We start from the raw sequence: 19,090 nt of genomic DNA on the forward strand, positions 1-19,090 counted from the left end.
AACCCATGGGCGACCGCGGACCTCACCCGGCGGCCGCCTCGGACGTCCCGGTCTCCAGCAGGCGCCCCCCGTCCCACACCACGCCGACCTGGCGGTAGTAGGCGGCGATCGGCTCCTCCACCGTCAGTCGCGCCAACTCCTCCGTCGGCGCCTCGAACAGCTCCAGCTCCGCGTCGCCGACCCACGGCTGCCCGCCCTCGAAGGAGGCCGCGCCGGACTCGATCAGCTCGTCCAGCGCCAGTCCCTTCCCCTTCTCGATCGACGGCAGCCACCGGTGGTGGGCCATGGGGTGCCCGTTGACGAACCCGTTCGTCTCCGACGGCTCCCGCAGCGTCACCACCGCCTGCGCGAGCCGCCGGTCCGCCGCGGCGAGGGTCGCCCCGAAGCGGGCCCCCGCCTCGATCCGGGGAGCGGGCCCGTAGGGGTGGGGCCGGGTCTGGTGGATGGACCCGAGCTTCTTGGGATAGCCCTGGTGCAGCCCGCGCGCGATCGCGAAGTCCTTGTCGACCCAGATGTAGACGCACCGCGAGTACGTCAGCCCCTTGTACTTGCACCGGACGACCGCGAAGGCCTCCTTGTACTGGGAGAGCACCGGGTCGAGCAGCTCCGCGCCGGACGCCGAGCAGGACTGCCAGTCGGCCCAGATCAGCGCGACCGCGCCCGGGTCCTCGTCGGCAGGCTCCAGCGGCTCCGGCAGCAGTTCGCGCACGCGGGCGGGGTCCGTGCGGTACTCGACGGTGAGCAGGTCGCCCGAGTAGCGCCAGGGCGGGGACGGGATCAGCGACGAGGAGCCCGTCGCCGTCTTGGGCTGGAAGAATCCACGGACGGTGGTCATGGTCAGGCGGTTCCTTACGCGGTGAGGGCGGGCTGCTTCAGGAGTTCGGCGCGGTAGCGGGCGGCGGCGGACATGGCGGCCGGGCCGCCGAGCGCCACGACGGCGACCAGCCGGTCGTCGTGGTGGTAGCCGGCCAGGACGTCCCCGGCCGGGTCGCCGTCCAGGACCCGTACGTCGTCCTTGCCGAGGACAGGGGCGCCGAAGGACTGGAGCCGGAAGTCGTGCTGGTCGCTCCAGAAGGCGGGCAGCGGGGCGAAGGGCGCGGTCTCGGCGCCGGTGAGTACCTTGGCCGCGTGCTTGGCGGTGTCCGTGGGGATGCACCAGTGCTCCACCCGGCGCGGTACGCCGTCGTAGCGGGCGTTGGGGAAACGCGCCACGTCCCCCACCGCGACGACCTCGGGCCGTCCGCCGACCCGCAGCTGCTCGTCGGTGAGCACCCCGTCGGTCAGGTCGAGGCCGTTGCCGTCCAGCCACTCGGTGTTGGCGAGCGAGCCGACCGACTCCACCACCACATCGGCGGGCAGCACCGTCCCGTCGTCGAGGATCACCCCGGTGACGCGGTCCTCGCCCGCGAAGCCGGCGACCCCGGTGCCGAGGGCGAAGCGCACCCCGCGCTCCTCGTGCCGGGCGAGCAGCGCGCGGCCGAGCAGGTCGCCGAGCGGGCCGGCCATGGGCAGCGGCAGCGGATCGACGACGGTCACCTCGGCGACACCGAGGCCCACCGCGGTGGCGGCCACCTCGCAGCCGATGAACCCGGCGCCGACGACGACCACCCGGGCGCCGGGCCGGGTCAGCTCCGCCCGCAGGCCCTGCGCGTCGGCGAGGGTGCGGACCGTGTGGCGTCCGGCGAGGGGACCGGGGCAGCGCAGCCGCCGGGGCCGCATACCCGTGGCGACCACCAGCCCGTCGTACGACAGCTGCGAGCCGTCGTCGAGCACCACGGTCCGTTCGGCGAGGCGGGACGCGACGACCCTGGTGCCGAGGCGCCACTCCGCGTCGGCCACGCTCGCGCGGGGCCGGAAGGCGAGGGACTCGAAGGGCGCCTTCCCGGCCAGCACCTCCTTGGAGAGCGGGGGCCGGTTGTAGGGCATGTGGGGCTCGTCGCCGACGAGCGTGATCGCCCCGGTCCAGCCGGCCGCGCGCAGCTGCTCGGCGGCGCGCAGACCGGCCATGGAGGCGCCGGCCACGACGACGCGTGCGCTGGTGGGAGCCATGGTCAGACCTCGATCCGGATGGCCTGGAGCGGGCAGACGTCGGCGGCTTCCTCGACCTCGTCGAGCAGCGCGTCGTCAGGGTCGCTGACGTACGCCAGCCGCCCGTTCGCGTCCAGCTGGAAGACCTCGGGGGCGGCGAAAACGCACTGGCCGTGGTCCTGGCACTTGTTCATGTCGACGACGACCTTCATGGCCGGTCCTCCTCGGGTCATTTGGTTCCAAACAAAATAGGAAGCGGCGCACCCCTGGTCAATACCTGTCCAGGTGGATAATTTTTTGCCCTCAGCCCCTTGCGGGCCGGTGTGCCCCTTCTTATCGTTTGGCCTCAAACATTTGCCTGCCGCCGAGGAGACAACGGTGAGCGCATCCCCAACACCGGACGTTCGTCAGCACCAGGAGCGGCTCGCCGCCGACGGCATCGACGTGGTCCGGGTGACCTATCCCGATCTCATCGGCACCGACCGCGCCCGTGACGTCCTGCTCGACAGCCTTCCCGCGGCCTGCGCGCACGGACTCACCTTCTGTCGGGCCGTCTACCACACCTCGCCCCAGGGGGACGTCGTCCCCGTGCCCGGGGGCCTCGACGCGGGACTGCCCGACATCCACGTACGACCGGACCTCGACACCCTGGTCCCCCTGCCGTGGGAGCCCGGCGTCGCCGTCTGTCTGGGCGAGACCGTCGACCCGGCCACCGGGTCACCCGCCCCCGAGTCGCCCCGCGACCTGCTGCGCGGCGTGCTCGACCGCTGTGCCGAACAGGGCCTGACCCCGATCGTCGGACCCGAGCTGGAGTACTTCCTGTGCGACGAGGACCCGGCGTCCCCGAGCGGCTGGAAGCGCTACTCGGGCGCGGACGGAGTCGTCTACACCGCCGGCCTGCGCGCCGACCCCGACAACCATCTGCTGCGCACCCTGCGCCACCTCCGCGACCTGCGGATCGGCGCCACCAACGGCAACCACGAGTTCGACGGCGGACAGTTCGAGATCAACCTCGACCACTCCGAGGCACTGTCGGCCGCCGACCGGTCCTTCCGCTTCAAGGCCGCCGTCAAGGAACTCGCCCGAAAGGAGGGCAGGATCGCCACCTTCATGGCCAAGCCGTTCAACGACGCGGGCGGCTCCGGCTTCCACCTCCATCTGTCCTGCGACGGCGAGGACGGGAGGAACGCCTTCGACGACCCGTCCGGCGCCCACGGCCTGTCCGCCACCGCCCGGCACGCCATCGCCGGCGTCCTCGCCCACGCCCCGGCCCTCGCCGCGCTCGCCAACCCCACGGTCAACTCCTACAAGCGCTTCGGCCCGGACACCCTCGCGCCCTGGCTGATCGACTGGGGGCTCGACAACCGCAGCGCCATGGTCCGCATCCCGCCCGAGCGCGGCTCCGGCGCCCGACTCGAACTGCGGCTCGGTGACGCGAGCGCCAACCCGTACCTGCTGATCGCCGGCACGCTCGCCGCCGCCCTGCTCGGGGTGCGGGCGGGCGAGGAGCCCCCCGCCCCGCTGGAGGGCTACGGCTACGACACCGCCCGGTCGGCCCTCCTGCCCATGAGCCTGTCCGACGCCCTCGACGCACTGGAGGCGGACACCGCCCTCACCGAGGTGCTCGGCAAGGACTTCACCACCTCGTACCTCGGCTACAAGCGGAACGAGGTCGAACGCTTCCACCGGCACGTCACCGACTGGGAGTTCACCGAGTACGCCTACCACCTGTGACGTCCAGGAGAACGAAGACCATGACCACTTCCGCCCACCTTCCCTCCGCCCGCGAGGCCGTGCAGGAGCCCCTGCCGCTGGCCGACGTGGATCTCGCCGACCTCGACAACTTCACCGACGGCGTCACCCCCTGGCGCATGTTCCACACCCTGCGCCACGAGGACCCGGTGCACTGGCAGCCCGAGCAGGCCCCCAACTCCGGCTTCTGGTCCGTCACCCGGCACGCCGACATCGCCCGCGTCGACCGGGACGCCGAGACCTTCACCTCGACCAGGTTCGTCAACCTGGAGGAGGTCGACGACGACCAGATCAAGACCCGCGCCTCCATCCTGGAGATGGACGGCGTACGCCACCGCGCGCTGCGCAGCGTGATCCAGCGGCAGTTCGGCGCGAGCGTGATCAACGGCTACACCGACTTCCTGCGCGGTCTGACCGCCACCACGCTGGACGCGGCACTGGCGAAGGGCACCTTCGACTTCGTCGCCGACGTCTCCGCCGACTTCCCCATCAATGTCCTGGCCCGCCTCCTCGACGTGCCGCCGGAGGACAACCAGCAGCTCATCGACTGGGGCAACCGCATCATCGGCAACACCGACCCCGACTACGCCGACGTCCTGCTGCACAGCGCGGAGAGCGAGAAGTACCGTCATCTGCCGTTCCGCTCGCCCGCCTCGGTGGAGGTCTTCGAGTACGGCCGCGAACTGGCCCGGCAGCGGCGCGGCGGGGACGGCACCGACCTGGTCTCGCGCCTGGTGAACACGGTCCCGCGCGACGGTGTGCCGCTGTCCGCGCAGGACTTCGACAACTACTTCCTGCTGCTGGTGGTGGCCGGCAACGAGACCACCCGGCACACCATCTCCCACTCCATGCTGGCCCTGCTCCAGCACCCCGAGCAGCTCGCCCGCCTCCAGGAGGACCCGTCGCTGATCCCGGTCGCGGTCGAGGAGTTCCTGCGCTGGGCCTCGCCCGTCTACCACTTCCGCCGCACCGCGACCCGGGACGTGGAACTGGGCGGCAAGCACATCAAGGAGGGCGAGAAGGTCGTCATGTGGTTCGCCTCCGGCAACCGCGACGAGGAGGTCTTCGGCAACCCGTACGACTTCGACGTGGCCCGGCAGAACAACGACCACGTCACCTTCGGCAAGGGCAGCCCGCACCTGTGCCTCGGCAATCTGCTGGCCCGCACCGAGATCCGCATCATGTTCGAGGAGCTGATCCCCCGGCTCGCCGGCATCCGGCTCGCCGGTGACGTCCCGCGCGTGCGGTCGAACTTCGTCAACGGCATCAAGAAGCTGCCGGTCGAGGTGACCCTGGCCTGACCACCCTCGTGCCGCCCGTCCTCCGCCCGTCCCGCCCCTGCCTCAGCCGGACTTCCAGCCGGGCAGCGTCGGCAGCACCTTCTCCGCGATGCGGAACAGTGCCGCGTCGTCCGGCGGGAGCCGGTCCTCACGCCAGATGACCAGGTCGTAGGAGTCTCCCTTGTCCTCGGTGTCGCCCGCCACCAGCAGATGGCGGGCTACACCGCCGGGGCCCGACGTGGCGTCGCCGCCGTCGAGTCGGAAGGAGATGGCGATGGTCCGGCCCGAGTAGAGGACCGCCGGATGCCCCAGGACCTCCTTGGGCTCGGCGCCGCCGCCCAGGTAGCCGATCGAGTCCCTGACCGGGAGATCGTCGTAGGACGCCGAGATCTGTACGGTGTGGGACTCCAGTTCGACCTTCGCCTCGGGGGTGATGGTCTTGGTGCCCCCCGCCCAGCGGGACTCGCTCTCGCCGCCCGAGGCGTTCACCGCCTCCTCGAGCGGTGTGCCGACGAGCTTCGGCAGGTCCTCGCGGTTCAGCGCGGTGCACAACCGAGCCCCCGACACCCGATTCCTCGGCGCCGGTGAGGCGTCGTCCGAGGTCGAGCAGGTGGCCGGCCCGGTGCTCGTGGCCGTCCCGTCGAAGGCGTCCTGCAGCCACAGGCCACCGGCCACCACCCCGAACAGGACGAACGCCAGTATCGCCTGGCCCCACGCCCCCGTGCCCTTCCCGGGCTCCCCTTGACGGTCGTTCATGTCCCCCCACCCCGTGCGCGCCCCGTGCGCGCCGGGGGAGCTTAGCGGGTGATCGTCCGGCCGCGAAACGATATTGAGACCATGTGATCATCGGGTTCGCGACGCCGTGGGTTCACCGACGGGTAGAACCCCGGCAGCGGGCCCGGCGATCACCCCACGGCCCGTCGAGGCGCCGTACGGCCCTGTCGTCTCCCGTCGAGTGAGGGACCCGAATGACCCAGCAGAACTCCCTCGGTGTCGCCGTCATCGGCACCGGCCGGATGGGCGCCGACCATGTGCGCCGGATCACCGAGGTCACCAGCGGGGCCCATGTCGCCGCCGTCGTCGACCTCGACACCGACCGCGCGGAGGCGATCGCCGCCGGCATCGAGGGCTGCACGGCCTTCGCCGACACCGCCGAGGCGCTGGCCGCGCCGGGCGTCGACGCCGTGCTGGTCGCCTCCCCGGGCCCGGCCCACGAGGCGGCCCTGCTCACCGCCTTCGCCCACGACCTGCCCGTCCTGTGCGAGAAGCCCCTCACCCCGGACACCGCCTCCGCGTTCCGCCTGCTGGAGGCGGAACAGCGGCTCGGCCACCGCAGGGTGCAGGTGGGGTTCATGCGCCGCCACGACCGCGAGTACGCCAGACTCAAGGCCCTGCTGGACAGCGGGGAACTGGGCCGGCCGCTGATGCTGCACCACCGGCACCGCAACCCCGAGAACCCGCCCGGCTTCACCAGCGCCATGGCCCTCAACGACTCCGTGGCCCACGAGATGGACATCACCCGCTGGCTGCTGGGCCAGGAGATCACCGCCGTCACCGTGCTGCGGCCCCGGCCGTCCGCGAACGCCCCCGTGGGCCTGGCCGACCCCCAGTTCGTCGTCTTCGAGACCGACGGCGGCGCCCTCTCCGACGTCGAGATCTACCTCAACGCCCGCTACGGCTACCAGGTGCAGGCCGAGGCCGTCTGCGAGCACGGCACGGCGCGCATCGGCGACGGGCACGACCTGCTGGTCACCACCGCGGGCCGCTGGGGCGGCACGGTCACCCCCGGCTATCTGGAGCGCTTCGAGGACGCCTACGACCGCGAGGTCCAGGCGTGGGTCGACGCCACCCGCCGCGGCGAGGTCACCGGCCCCGGCACCTGGGACGGCTACGCCGTCGCGGCGATCTGCGAGGCGGCGGTCCGCTCCCAGACCGAGGGCGGCCGCGTCGAGGTGACCCTCGTGGACCGCCCCGACTTCCACGGCCCCTGACCTCCCGTACGGCCGCCCGGGTCCGGCGGTGGCTCGCCGCCGGGCCCGGCCCCTTGGTGCTTCCCATCCGGTGGGCATGCTCACCTCAAAGGGCGTGTGATGCGCTCCGGCTGGAGGGTGATGGGGCATGGGAATCGGGGACCGCAGGCAGGCGCGACCTCCGGAGGGGAAGATGCGTCCCCTGGAGGGCAGGACCGCGCTGATCACCGGCGCGGGCACCGGCATCGGCCGGGAGACGGCGCTGCTGCTCGCCGAGGAGGGCGCGGCCGTCGTCCTCGTGGGGCGGCGCCCGCAGCCGCTGGACGAGGTCGCCGCCGCCGTCGGGGAAGCCGGCGGCACGGCCTTCACCCGCCCCGCGCACATCGAGGACGCCGAGGAGGTACGCGACCTCGTCGCCTGGACCAGGGGCGCGGCCGGGCCCGTCGACATCCTCGTCAACAACGCGGGCGGCGCCGGCCAGGTCGGCGACGTCCGCTGGACCGGCGAGGACGAGTGGAACGCCGTCATGGACGTCAACCTCACCGCCGTCTACCTGCTCACCCGGGCCGTCCTCCCGGACATGCTGGAGCGGGGCGGCGGCTCGATCGTCACCATCTCCTCCATGGCCGCGATCCGGCCCACCCTCCTGGGCGGCGCCCCCTACGGCGCGGCGAAGGCCGGGGTGCGGAACTTCATGGCCTACCTCCGCAACAGCTACCGCGACGACCGCATCCGGGCCACCTGCGTCCTGCCGGGCGCGGTCGACACCCCCGTCCTCGACAGCCGCCCCGTGCCACCGAGCCCGGAGCAGCGGGCGGCCATGGTGCGGCCGGAGGACGTGGCACGGGCAGTACTGCTGTGCGTCTCGCTCCCGGAGCGGACGCTGATCGAGGAACTGGTCATCGCACCCACGGCCGGGGTCACAGACTCGTCGGCACCTGCGGCGACATCGTCTTGATCATGGTGTGGGTCCAGCGCGTCGGGCGCAGCGTCCGCGGGTGCGTTCAGCAGGGCCACATGGGTGCCGAGACGGGGGGCGAGGTGCACGGTCGCGTGCCGGGCACCCGTCCGCGAGACAGCTGTCCACGCGCACGGGCCATGCCACGTCACGGCCGTACGGGGTCCGCTCGCCCCAGGTACCCCGGGAGCAGCCCCGGACATTGCCGCCGACCTGGGCCGCGGGAGGCCGCCACACGGGGACGTCCGGGCCGGCCCGTGGGGGCCGGCCCGGACGCGGGGGTCGGACGGGGTCGGATCAGCTCCCGACCCGCGTCACTCGGTGATCGGATCCCGGGGACCCGCGGGATCAGACGAGGTCGAACCGGTCCAGGTTGGAGACCTTGACCCACGCCGCGACGAAGTCGTTGACGAACTTCTGCTTGGCGTCGTCGCTCGCGTACACCTCGGCGAGGGCACGCAGCTCGGAGTTCGAGCCGAAGACGAGGTCGGCACGGGTGCCGGTCCACTTGACCTCGCCGGTGGCCGCGTCACGGCCTTCGAAGAGGGTCTGGTCCTCTGAGGTGGACTTCCAGGTCGTGCCCAGGTCGAGCAGGTTGACGAAGAAGTCGTTGGTCAGCTTGCCCGGGGTCTCGGTGAAGACGCCGTGCGTGGACCCGCCGCTGTTGGCGCCCAGGACGCGCAGACCACCGACGAGGGCCGTCATCTCGGGGGCGCTCAGGGTGAGCAGGTTCGCCCGGTCGAGCAGCAGGTACTCGGCGGGGAGGCGGTTGCCCTTGCCCAGGTAGTTGCGGAAGCCGTCGGAGGTCGGCTCCAGCGCGGCGAACGACTCGACGTCGGTGTGCTCCTCCGTCGCGTCCACACGACCCGGCGTGAAGGGGACCTCCACGTCGAAGCCGGCGTCCTTGGCGGCCTTCTCCACGGCGGCGGCACCACCGAGGATGATCAGGTCGGCGAGGGAGACCTTCTTGGCGCCGGTGTTGAACCCGGCCTGGATGCCCTCGAGGATGCTCAGGACGTGACGCAGCTCGTCCGGGTTGTTGACCTCCCAGCCGCGCTGCGGCTCCAGGCGGATACGGGCACCGTTGGCGCCGCCGCGCTTGTCGCTGCCGCGGAACGTGGACGCCGACGCCCACGCGGTGGACACCAGCTGGGAGACGGTGAGACCCGAGTCGAGCAGCTTGGCCTTGAGCGCCGCGATGTCGGCGGCGTCGATGGCCTCGCCCTCGGCCTCCGGCAGCGGGTCCTGCCAGAGCAGCGTCTCCTCCGGGACCTCCGGGCCGAGGTACAGCGACTTCGGGCCCATGTCACGGTGGGTCAGCTTGTACCAGGCGCGGGCGAAGGCGTCCGCGAACTGGTCCGGGTTCTCGTAGAAGCGACGGGAGATCTGCTCGTAGACCGGGTCGAAACGCAGCGACAGGTCGGTGGTGAGCATGGTCGGGAGGTGCTTCTTCGACGGGTCGTGCGCGTCGGGGATGATCGCCTCGGCGTTCTTGGCGACCCACTGCTTGGCGCCGGCCGGGGACTCCGTCAGCTCGTACTCGTACTCGAAGAGGTTCTTGAAGAAGCCGTTGCTCCACTGGGTCGGCGTGGCCGTCCAGGTCACCTCCAGGCCGGAGGTGATGGTGTCGCCGCCCTTGCCGGTGCCGTAGCCGGACTTCCAGCCCAGGCCCTGCTCCTCCAACGAGGCGGCCTCGGGGTCGGCGCCGACGTTGTCCGCGGGGCCGGCGCCGTGGGTCTTGCCGAAGGTGTGGCCACCGGCGATGAGGGCGACGGTCTCCTCGTCGTTCATCGCCATGCGGCGGAACGTCTCACGGATGTCGCGGGCGGCGGCGATCGGGTCCGGGTTGCCGTTGGGGCCCTCGGGGTTGACGTAGATCAGACCCATCTGGACGGCGGCGAGCGGGTTCTCCAGCTCGCGGTCGCCGGAGTAGCGCTGGTCGTCGAGCCAGGTGGTCTCGGGACCCCAGTAGACGTCCTCGTCGGCCTCCCAGACGTCCTCGCGGCCGCCGGCGAAGCCGAAGGTCTCGAAGCCCATCTGCTCCAGCGCGACATTGCCGGTGAGGATCATGAGGTCGGCCCAGGAGATGGACTGGCCGTACTTCTTCTTCACCGGCCACAGCAGACGGCGCGCCTTGTCCAGGTTGGCGTTGTCCGGCCAGCTGTTCAGCGGCGCGAAGCGCTGCTGGCCGGCGCCGGCGCCGCCGCGGCCGTCGCTGATCCGGTAGGTGCCGGCGCTGTGCCAGGCCATACGGATCATCAGCGGCCCGTAGTTGCCGAAGTCGGCCGGCCACCAGTCCTGGGAGGTGGTCAGTACCTCGGCGATGTCCTGTTTCACGGCCGCCAGGTCGAGGTTCTTGAACGCCTCGGCGTAGTCGAACTCCTCACCGAGGGGGTTGGCCACGGCGGGGTTCTTGGCAAGGATCTTCAGGTTGAGCCGCTCCGGCCACCACTGACGGTTTCCGCCACCCTGGGTGGGGTGCGCGGCGCGGCCATGAGCGACCGGGCAGCCGCCGGCCCCCTCGGCCTTCTGATCCGTGACGATCGCGTCGTGGTTCTCAGTCATGGGAGTCCTTCCGAACTGGGTGGATCACGGTGCTGAACTGCTGGCTTTGGCTTGCGAGCACTGCGGGCACAGGCCCCAGTAGATGACCTCGGCCTCGTCGATCGCGAAGCCGCGGTCGTCGGACGCGGTCAGGCACGGGGCGTGGCCCACCGCGCAGTCGACGTCGACCACGGTGCCGCAGGACCGGCACACGAGGTGATGGTGGTTGTCCCCGACGCGGCCCTCGTACAGGGCCGGGCTGCCGGGTGGTTCGAGGCGGCGTACGAGTCCCGCTTCGGTGAGTGCGCTGAGCGCGTCGTACACGGCCTGGACGGATATGTGGCCGACGCGATCGCGCACGCCGGAGGCGATCGCCTCGACGCCGAGGTGGTCGCCGTCCCGGACGGTCTCCAGCAGAGCGACCCGCGCGGCCGTCACCCGCAGGCCGGCACCGCGCAGCGCCTCGGCGGTGGTCGGAGTCTGGGGCTCGGTCATGACGCCCAACCTACTCCCTCAAACACGAACTGTTCAAGAAAACGAATGACCCAAGTTTGGTGAACGGTTTCGGACACCGTCGGTGCGTCGGTGCGTCGGTGCGTCGGTGCGTCGGTGCGTCGGTGCGACGGTTCGGCGTGACGGCCCGCTCGGGTGCGGTGACACTGGAACCGAGGGATGTCATGAATCCGCGCCTGAGCCGGGGTGGCGCCCCGGCGTCGACACGCTTCCGCGACCGTGCGCACGCCGGCCGGGAGCTGGCCGCGCGCCTGCGCAGGGCGGGGGAGAGGGGGGAGCTGCCCGACCCGGTCGTCCTCGCCCTGCCGCGCGGTGGCGTCCCGGTGGCGCGGGAGGTCGCACGGGCGCTCGGCGCGCCGCTCGACGTGCTGGTGGCCCGCAAGATCGGCGCGCCGTTCCAGGAGGAACTGGGCGTCGGCGCCCTCGTCGGCGACGACCCGCCCCTGTTCGACCGGTCGGCACTCGCCTGGCTGGGGCTCACCGAAGCCGACCTCGCCGCCGTGGTGGCACGGGAGCGGGAGGAAGCGCACCGCCGGGAGCGCCGCTACCGGCGCGGCCGCCCCGCCCCCGACCTGCGCGGCCGCACCGTGATCGTCGTCGACGACGGACTGGCCACCGGCGCCACGGCCCGAGCCGCGCTGCACTCCGTCCGCCGCGGGGGTCCCGCCCGCGTGGTCCTCGCCGTGCCCGTCGGCGCACCCGAGTCCGTCGAGCTGCTGCGCGGTGAGGCCGACCGGGTGATCTGTCTGCGCAGCCCGCACGGCTTCCGCGCCGTCGGCCTCTGGTACGAGAACTTCGACCAGCTCACGGACGACGACGTCCTCGCGGCGCTGGAGGACGGGTGAGCCCGGTGCCACCCCGGGCGCGGCGGTCCGGGGTGGACGCCCGCCGGGCGGGGTACCCGGGACGGGCCCCGCAGCACCGGCTCCGGCGAAGGAGGCGGACCCGGATGAACCCCGCACCCCGCCCGACCCACGAGCGTCACACGCTCCACGAGCGACACAGAGCCCGGGAGGGACACCCGGTCCACGAGCGGCACCCGGTCCAGGAGCGCCTCGCCCGACAGCGGCCGGGCCTACGACGCGGAACCGTTCCTGCCGAGCCGTGGCGGGCTCGCGGCACACCGGCGCGCGGCGGCCGACTGCCGCGGCTGCCCGCTGTACGAGGACGCCACGCGGACGGTCTTCGGCGAGGGCGCGAGTCCGCGAGGACGCCGCTCCTTGCCCGCCGTCCACGGGCAGCCGACGACGCTCACTCGCCGTCGCCCCCGCCGACCAGCACCACCTCCAGCGTGCGCGGGCCGTGGACGCCCTCCACGCGGTCCAGTTCGATGTCGCTCGTGGCGGAGGGGCCGGAGATCCAGGTCAACGGGCGGGTGGGGTCGAGGCGTTCCAGGGCCCGGGGGACCGAGGAGACGACCTGGTCGGGGACGCGTACGACGCAGATGTGGTGGTCGGGGACCAGGGTGATCCGGCGGCGGCCCTGGTCCGGGGAGCCGTCCAGCACGATCGTGCCGGTCTCCGCGACGGCGAGGGCGCAGGCCGTGACGACGCTGTCCACACCGTCCAGTTCGTGCGGGGTGCTCTCGACGCGGTCGGGGACCCGTGTCACCTCGGTCGCCGACAGCCATTCCTCGGGCAGCGCGGGCGGGACGAGTACCGAGGCCGACCCGTGCTCGGTCAGCAACCCCGCGATGACACCGGGGAGTTGGGCGGTGTCCGTGCGGTGCACGATCGCCCGGTAGTCCGCCAGGTTCCCGGCCAGCAGATCCACCGTCTCCGTGACGCTGCGCTCGCCGTGCTCCCGGAGGTAGGTTCGCGGAACGGCCCGCTCGTACGGAATGTCCTCGCGCGGCACGTCGGCGAGGGCGCGCCGCACGCGCCCCAGGATCAGATCCCTGCTGCTCACTTGCCGGTGTCCCTTCCGCCGTCCGCCCGTTCGCCCCTCACACGCCCGCCGCTCGGACGCCCTTCGTCCCCTCGGCCGGCGTCCGCGCCCCCGGCCTCCGTCCGCCCCCCGTCCGTCCGCTGCCACCAGTCGCGGAACGGCTCCGCCGGCAGCGTCGGCAGGTCGCGGCTCGCGCTCCACGCCATGCCGGGGCCCGGCAGCGTGCGCGGGTGGAAGCGGCGGGTGCGGGACGCGAGCCGCTGGCCGGTGCGCAGCGCGCCGGGGTGGCTGAAGGCCCAGCGGGCCGCCCGCATCGCCGCCCGCTCGGCGGCGTGTCCCCTCGCGGGCTTGAGGACGACCTTGTTGCCCCTCTCGGTCGTCTGCCCGCCCTGCGCGACACGCTCCCGCAGATGCACCAGCACCTCGGGGATGTCGATGGCCACGGGGCACACCTCGTAGCAGGCGCCGCACAGCGACGATGCGTACGGCAGCGACGCGTCGATCTCGCTGCCGATGCCTCGGAGCTGAGGGCTGAGGATGGCGCCGATGGGCCCGGGGTAGACCGAGCCGTACGCATGGCCGCCCGCCCGCTCGTAGACGGGGCAGACGTTCAGACACGCCGAGCAGCGGATGCAGCGCAGCGCCTGACGGCCGACCTGGTCGGCGAGCGCGTCGGTACGGCCGTTGTCGATGAGGACGAGGTGGAAGGTGCTCGGGCCGTCCTCGTCGGTCGTGCCGGTCCACGTCGACGTGTACGGGTTCATCCGCTCGGCCGTGGAGGAGCGGGGCAGGGTCTGCAGGAACACCTCCAGGTCCCGCCAGGTCGGCACGATCTTCTCGATGCCGACGACCGAGATCAGCGTCTCGGGCAGGGTCAGGCACATCCGGCCGTTGCCCTCGGACTCCACCACGACCAGCGTGCCGGTGTCGGCGACCATGAAGTTGGCGCCGGAGACGCCGACCCTGGCCCGCAGGAACTTCTCCCGCAGATGCAGCCGCGCCGCCTCCGCCAGCTCCGCGGGTGTGTCGGTCAGGCCTTCGGGGGCGGGGCGGCCCCACTCGCTCATCTCACGCGCGAAGATGTCCCGGATCTCGCCCCGGTTCCGGTGGATCGCGGGGACGAGGATGTGCGACGGGCGGTCCTTGCCCAACTGCACGATCAGCTCCGCGAGATCCGTCTCGTAGGCGTGGATGCCCTCGGCCTCCAGCGCCTCGTTCAGCCCGATCTCCTGCGTCGCCATCGACTTGACCTTGACGACCTCCGTCTCACCGGTCGCCTTGACCAGACAGGTCACGATGCGGTTGGCCTCGTCCGCGTCGGCGGCCCAGTGGACGGTGCCGCCCGCCGCCGTCACCGACTCCTCCAACCGGACCAGATACCGGTCGAGATGACGGAGCGTGTGGTCCTTGATCCGCTTTCCGGCCTCGCGCAGCTCCGCCCAGTCCGACACCTCCGTGACGGCCTTCTCCCGCTTCGCGCGGATCGTGTGCGTGGCGTGCCGCAGATTGCCGCGCAGGGTCGCGTTGTGCACGGCCTCGTGGGCCGCCTTCGGAAACGCCGGCATCCCGACGAACGTCCCGCTCATCCGCGGCTCCCGGTCCCGCTCACCGTCTGCTCCGTACGAACCGTCATGCCGCCGGCTCCTCTTCCGTGCTCGCCAGGATCTCCGCGATGTGGACGGGACGCATACCCGTGCGCAGCCGTGCCATGGTGCCGCCGATGTGCATCAGACACGAGTTGTCGGCCGCGCACAGCACCTCCGCGCCCGTCGACTCGGCGTTGCGCACCTTGTCCCTGCCCATCGCCGCCGAGACGTCGGAGTTCTTCACGGCGAAGGTGCCGCCGAAGCCGCAGCACTCCTCCGCCCCCGGCAGCTCCACCAGCTCCAGTCCCCTCACCGCCTGGAGCAGGCGGCGAGGCCGGTCACCGAGCCCCAGACCGCGCAGGCCGTGGCAGGTCGGGTGGTAGGTCACCGTGTGCGGGTAGTACGCCCCGACGTCCGTCACACCGAGCACGTCCACCAGGAACTCGGTCAGCTCGAACGTCTTCGGCACGACCGGCGCGAGAGTCCGCGCCAGCGTGTCGCCGCGCCCCTCGGCCCGCGCCCGCTCACCCATGCGCGGATACAGCTCCCGCACCATCGCCCCGCAGGAACCGGACGGCGTCACGATCGCCTCGTACCCTCCGAATACATCGGAGAACTTACGGGCGAGTGGTTCTGCCTGATGCCGGTAGCCGGTGTTGTAGTGGGCCTGCCCGCAGCAGGTCTGACCCATCGGGAAGTCCACGTCCACGCCTAGCCTGGTCAGCAGTTTCACCACGGCTCGGCCGGTGTCCGGATAGAGCGTGTCGTTGACGCAGGTCAGGAACAGGGCGACACGCATCGCGGCTCCTTGAAGGTCGGTCATCGGATGAAAGCAGGGTACGACGCCTGTGCCCGGAGGGCGAGAGGGCCCCGGCGGCGGGGTTGGCCGCGCGCGTCCGGCTCGCGGCTGTGCGTACGGGGCGCCAAGCCGAACGTGCGCCGGGCGGGACGGGGTCGTCCAGCCGGACGGCATGCCGCGGGCCGTCGCTCACTCACCCGGCCGCGGAGCCGGGTGCCGGGGGCGTCCATCGGCCGCCGCACCGGGGTGTCGTTCACCGGCCGCCCCGGCACGGCGCAGCTCACCTCGGGGCGAGCCGGTCCTCCGCGGCGCGCCAGGCAGCCGGGTCGCCCCGCGGTTCGTACCGCACCAGCGGCTGCGTGCGGGCGACGAGCCGTCGCATCGAGGCCCGGTCGCCCACCACACCGTGCGTCCGGGCCTGGACGAGTACGTTGCCCAGGGCCGCAGCCTCCGCGGGGCCCGCCACCACCGGCAGCCCGCAGGCGTCGGCGGTGAGCCGGCACAGCAGGGCGTTGCGGGTGCCGCCCCCGACGATGTGGACGACGTCCACCGGGTGGTCGGCGAGCGCCTGGGCCTCGGCGACGGCCCGCCGGTGGGCGAGGGCGAGGGAGTCGAGGATGCAGCGGGTGGTCTCGGCGGGGGAGGAGGGCACCGGCTGCCCCGACTCCCGGCACGCCGTCGCGATCCGCTCCGGCATCCGGCCGGGCGCCAGGAACGCCGCATCCCCGGCGTCCACGACCGACCGCAGCGCCGGCACATCGGCGGCGGCCCGCAGCAGCGCCCCGAGATCGGGGTTCCCCCAGTCCCGTACGCACTCCTGGAGCAGCCACAGGCCCATGATGTTCCGCAGGTAACGGACCGTGCCGTCCAGCCCCAGCTCATTGGTGAAGTTGGCGGCCCGGCTCTCCTCGGTCAGCACCGGCGCCTCCAGCTCCAGCCCCGCCAGGGACCAGGTGCCGGTGCAGATGTACGCGAACCGCTCCCCGGTCGCGGGCACGGCGGCGACCGCCGAGGCGGTGTCGTGGGACCCCACGGTCGTCACCGGCACCGGTCCGGTCAGCCCCGTCTCCTCCAGCACCCGCCGACGCAACAGCCCCGCCGGGTCGCCCGGCCGCCGCAGCGGGGCGAACAGCCCCAGGTCGACGCCGAGCCGCTCCGCCACGTCGTACGCCCAGTCGCGGGTGCGCGGATCGATCAGCTGGGTCGTGGAGGCGTTCGTCAGCTCCGTGCCGAACTCGCCCGTGAGCCAGTACGACAGCAGGTCCGGGATCAGCAGCAGCCGCCTCGCGTACGCCAGCTGCGCGGACGACCTGGCGGCGACCAGCTGGTACAGCGTGTTGAAAGGGGCGTACTGCAGGCCGGTGGCCGCGTACAGCTCGGCGGCGGGCACGGTGGCCCACACCTTCTCCGCGACGCCCTCGGTCCGGGTGTCCCGGTAGTGCACCGGGTTGCCGAGGAGGGCGCCGTCGGCGTCCAGCAGCCCGTAGTCGACGGCCCAGCTGTCGATGCCGACGGAGTCGACCTGCCCGGCCGCCCTCAGCCCGTCGAGGACCCCCGCGTACAGGCCGAGCACGTCCCAGCGCAGCCCCTCGGGTGTCCGCACCGGCCGGTTCGGGAACCGGTGCGCCTCGACCAGGTCCAGCGAGTCCCGGCCCGCCCGGCCGACCATGACCCGCCCGCTGGACGCGCCGAGGTCGACCGCGGCGTACGACGTCACGGCCGTGCTCATCGCAGGAAGGCGGCGGCGACGCCGGCGTCGACCGGGACGTGCAGCCCGGTGGTGTGCGTCAGCTCCCCGCCGGTCAGCGCGAACACCGCGGCCGCCACGTGCTCGGGCAGCACTTCGCGCTTGAGGATGGTCCGCTGGGCGTAGAACTCGCCGAGCTTCTCCTCCTCGATACCGTAGGTCGCCGCCCGCTGGGCGCCCCAGCCGCCGGCGAAGATGCCGGACCCGCGCACCACACCGTCCGGGTTGACGCCGTTGACGCGGATGCCGTGCCCGCCCAGCTCGGCGGCGAGCAGCCGCACCTGGTGGGCCTGGTCGGCCTTGGTCGCGGAGTACGCGATGTTGTTCGGGCCGGCGAAGACGGCGTTCTTGGAGGCGATGTAGACGATGTCGCCGCCCAGCCCCTGCGCGATCATCACCCGCGCCGCCTCGCGCGAGACGAGGAACGAACCGCGGGCCATGATGTCGTGCTGGAGGTCCCAGTCCCCGGCGGTGGTCTCCAGCAGCGGCTTGGAGATCGAGATGCCGGCGTTGTTGACGACGAGGTCGACACCGCCGAAGGCGAGCACGGCCGCCTTGAAGGCCCCGGCGATCTGCTCCTCGTCGGTCACGTCGACGGTCACGGCGACGGCCCTGTCCGGCCCGCCCAGCTCCTCCGCGACGGTGGCGGCGTTGTCGCCGTTGAGATCGGCGACGACGACACACGCGCCCTCGGCGACCAGCCGGTGCGCGATGGCCCTGCCGATCCCGCTGCCCGCCCCCGTCACCAGCGCCACCCGTGTGGCCAGCGGCTTCGGCTGGGGCATCCGCCGGAGCTTGGCCTCCTCCAGCGCCCAGTACTCGATGCGGAACTTCTCCGACTCCTCGATCGGCGCGTACGTGGAGACCGCCTCGGCCCCCCGCATCACGTTGATCGCGTTGACGTAGAACTCGCCGGCCACCCGTGCCGTCTGCTTGTCCTTGCCGAAGCTGAACATGCCCACGCCCGGGATCAGCACGATCGCCGGGTCGGCGCCGCGCATCGCCGGGGAGTCGGGCTCGGCGTGCCGCCGGTAGTAGGCGGCGTACTCCTCGCGGTACTCGGCGTGCAGCTCCTTCAGCCGGGCGATCGCCGTGTCCAGGTCCACGCTCGGGGGCAGGTCCAGCACGAGCGGACGGACCTTCGTCCGGAGGAAGTGGTCCGGGCACGAGGTGCCCAGCGCGGCGAGCCGCGGGTGCTCCGCACGGGACAGGAAGTCGAGCACGGCCTCGGAGTCGGTGAAGTGCCCGACCTGCGGCCTGTCCTGCGAGGCGACGGCCCGGACGTGGGGCGCCAGTGCGGCGGCCCGCTCCCGGCGCGCGGCGGCGTCGAGGGCCTCGTAGCCCTCGATGACCGCTCCGAAGGGCTCGGCCCTCCCCTTCTCCTTCAGAAACGCCTCGGCGGTACGGATGATGCGGAGCGAGTTCCGCTCGCACTCCTCGGCCGTGTCGCCCCAGGCGGTGATGCCGTGTCCGCCGAGCACACACCCGATGGCCCGCGGGTTCTCCCGCTTCACGGCGGCGATGTCCAGCCCCAGCTGGAAGCCCGGCCGTCGCCACGGCACCCACACCACGCTGTCCCCGAAGCACTCGGCGGTCAGCTTCTCCCCGTCGGCCGCGCAGGCCAGCGCGATCCCGGAGTCGGGGTGCAGATGGTCCACGTGGGCGGCGTCCACCAGGCCGTGCATGGCCGTGTCGATGGACGGCGCCGCCCCGCCCTTGCCGTGCAGGCAGTAGTCGAACGCGGCGACCATCTCGTCCTCGCGCTCCACCCCCGGGTACACGTCGACGAGGGCCCGCATCCGGTCCAGCCGCAGTACCGCGAGGCCGGCCTCGGTGAGCGTCCCGAGGTCACCCCCGGACCCCTTCACCCACATCAGCTCCACATCACCCCCGGTGACGGGGTCGGTGGCGGTCCCCTTGGCGGACGCGTTGCCGCCGGCGTAGTTGGTGTTGCGGGGGTCGGCACCGAGGCGACGGGACCGGGCGAGCAGGGCGGCGGCTTCGGGATGGGTAGCCATGTGCGATC

The 19,090-nt window shown here is 72.4% G+C and carries 16 protein-coding genes and 1 pseudogene; 6 read left to right on the top strand and 11 right to left on the bottom strand.

Annotated features, from left to right (window positions below):
- Positions 1–22 precede the first annotated feature (22 nt).
- From AC067N_RS29865 to AC067N_RS29875, 3 genes are read right to left on the bottom strand one after another with little or no spacing between them, the layout of a single operon-like run.
- Positions 23–835 carry an acetoacetate decarboxylase family protein gene (locus AC067N_RS29865; protein ID WP_478681998.1) on the bottom strand — a complete coding sequence of 271 codons (813 nt, stop codon included), beginning with the start codon at positions 833–835 and terminating at the stop codon, positions 23–25.
- Positions 836–849: 14 nt separating this feature from the next.
- Complete coding sequence (locus AC067N_RS29870) at positions 850–2,049, bottom strand: NAD(P)/FAD-dependent oxidoreductase (RefSeq protein WP_478681999.1); 1,200 nt, start codon at positions 2,047–2,049, stop codon at positions 850–852.
- Positions 2,050–2,051: 2 nt separating this feature from the next.
- Positions 2,052–2,240, bottom strand: coding sequence for a ferredoxin (locus tag AC067N_RS29875; protein WP_478682000.1), 189 nt, complete (start codon positions 2,238–2,240; stop codon positions 2,052–2,054).
- Between the two features lie 166 nt (positions 2,241–2,406).
- Here AC067N_RS29875 and AC067N_RS29880 point away from each other — a divergent pair, with 166 nt between their 5' ends.
- Both AC067N_RS29880 and AC067N_RS29885 read left to right on the top strand, forming a co-directional pair.
- Entirely contained in the window at positions 2,407–3,762 is a 1,356-nt protein-coding gene (locus AC067N_RS29880; RefSeq protein WP_478682001.1) for a glutamine synthetase family protein, read from the top strand.
- 20 nt (positions 3,763–3,782) lie between these two features.
- Positions 3,783–5,081 (top strand): cytochrome P450, encoded by a 1,299-nt coding sequence (locus AC067N_RS29885; RefSeq protein ID WP_478682002.1) that lies wholly within the window; start codon positions 3,783–3,785, stop codon positions 5,079–5,081.
- Positions 5,082–5,123: 42 nt separating this feature from the next.
- Here AC067N_RS29885 and AC067N_RS29890 read toward each other — a convergent pair whose 3' ends face one another.
- Entirely contained in the window at positions 5,124–5,816 is a 693-nt protein-coding gene (locus AC067N_RS29890) for a DUF6215 domain-containing protein (RefSeq protein ID WP_478682003.1), read from the bottom strand.
- Positions 5,817–6,028: 212 nt separating this feature from the next.
- Between AC067N_RS29890 and AC067N_RS29895 the strand changes: the two genes are divergently transcribed.
- Positions 6,029–7,051: a Gfo/Idh/MocA family protein gene (locus tag AC067N_RS29895; protein WP_478682004.1), complete on the top strand. Its 1,023-nt coding sequence runs from the start codon at positions 6,029–6,031 to the stop codon at positions 7,049–7,051.
- Between the two features lie 172 nt (positions 7,052–7,223).
- Entirely contained in the window at positions 7,224–7,988 is a 765-nt protein-coding gene (locus AC067N_RS29900) for an SDR family NAD(P)-dependent oxidoreductase (protein ID WP_478682005.1), read from the top strand.
- A gap of 348 nt (positions 7,989–8,336) precedes the next feature.
- On the opposite strand, the gene katG is transcribed toward AC067N_RS29900, so the two are convergent.
- Complete coding sequence (gene katG, locus AC067N_RS29905) at positions 8,337–10,553, bottom strand: catalase/peroxidase HPI (RefSeq protein ID WP_478682006.1); 2,217 nt, start codon at positions 10,551–10,553, stop codon at positions 8,337–8,339.
- Between the two features lie 24 nt (positions 10,554–10,577).
- Positions 10,578–11,027 carry a Fur family transcriptional regulator gene (locus AC067N_RS29910; protein WP_478682007.1) on the bottom strand — a complete coding sequence of 150 codons (450 nt, stop codon included), beginning with the start codon at positions 11,025–11,027 and terminating at the stop codon, positions 10,578–10,580.
- Positions 11,028–11,209: 182 nt separating this feature from the next.
- Here AC067N_RS29910 and AC067N_RS29915 point away from each other — a divergent pair, with 182 nt between their 5' ends.
- Both AC067N_RS29915 and AC067N_RS29920 read left to right on the top strand, forming a co-directional pair.
- Positions 11,210–11,890 (top strand): phosphoribosyltransferase, encoded by a 681-nt coding sequence (locus AC067N_RS29915; RefSeq protein WP_478682008.1) that lies wholly within the window; start codon positions 11,210–11,212, stop codon positions 11,888–11,890.
- 228 nt (positions 11,891–12,118) lie between these two features.
- Positions 12,119–12,241: pseudogene (locus AC067N_RS29920) on the top strand (UdgX family uracil-DNA binding protein); the annotation flags it as partial.
- Positions 12,242–12,296: 55 nt separating this feature from the next.
- On the opposite strand, the gene AC067N_RS29925 reads toward AC067N_RS29920, so the two are convergent.
- The 5 genes from AC067N_RS29925 to AC067N_RS29945 all read right to left on the bottom strand — a co-directional run bounded on the left by AC067N_RS29925 (position 12,297) and on the right by AC067N_RS29945 (position 19,082).
- The gene (locus AC067N_RS29925) at positions 12,297–12,953 is read right to left on the bottom strand and encodes a LutC/YkgG family protein (protein WP_478682009.1); all 657 of its coding nucleotides are present in this window, start codon (positions 12,951–12,953) and stop codon (positions 12,297–12,299) included.
- On the bottom strand, positions 12,950–14,518 hold the full coding sequence (locus AC067N_RS29930) for a LutB/LldF family L-lactate oxidation iron-sulfur protein (protein ID WP_478682010.1): 1,569 nt from the start codon (positions 14,516–14,518) through the stop codon (positions 12,950–12,952). Before AC067N_RS29930 ends, AC067N_RS29925 begins: the two co-directional genes overlap by 4 nt.
- 43 nt (positions 14,519–14,561) lie before the next feature.
- Complete coding sequence (locus tag AC067N_RS29935) at positions 14,562–15,317, bottom strand: (Fe-S)-binding protein (RefSeq protein WP_478682011.1); 756 nt, start codon at positions 15,315–15,317, stop codon at positions 14,562–14,564.
- A gap of 280 nt (positions 15,318–15,597) precedes the next feature.
- Positions 15,598–17,046 (bottom strand): rhamnulokinase, encoded by a 1,449-nt coding sequence (locus AC067N_RS29940; RefSeq protein WP_478682012.1) that lies wholly within the window; start codon positions 17,044–17,046, stop codon positions 15,598–15,600.
- Positions 17,043–19,082 (bottom strand): bifunctional aldolase/short-chain dehydrogenase, encoded by a 2,040-nt coding sequence (locus AC067N_RS29945; protein WP_478682013.1) that lies wholly within the window; start codon positions 19,080–19,082, stop codon positions 17,043–17,045. Before AC067N_RS29945 ends, AC067N_RS29940 begins: the two co-directional genes overlap by 4 nt.
- Positions 19,083–19,090: the final 8 nt, after the last annotated feature.

This window comes from Streptomyces sp. NPDC042364 (genome assembly GCF_056437585.1).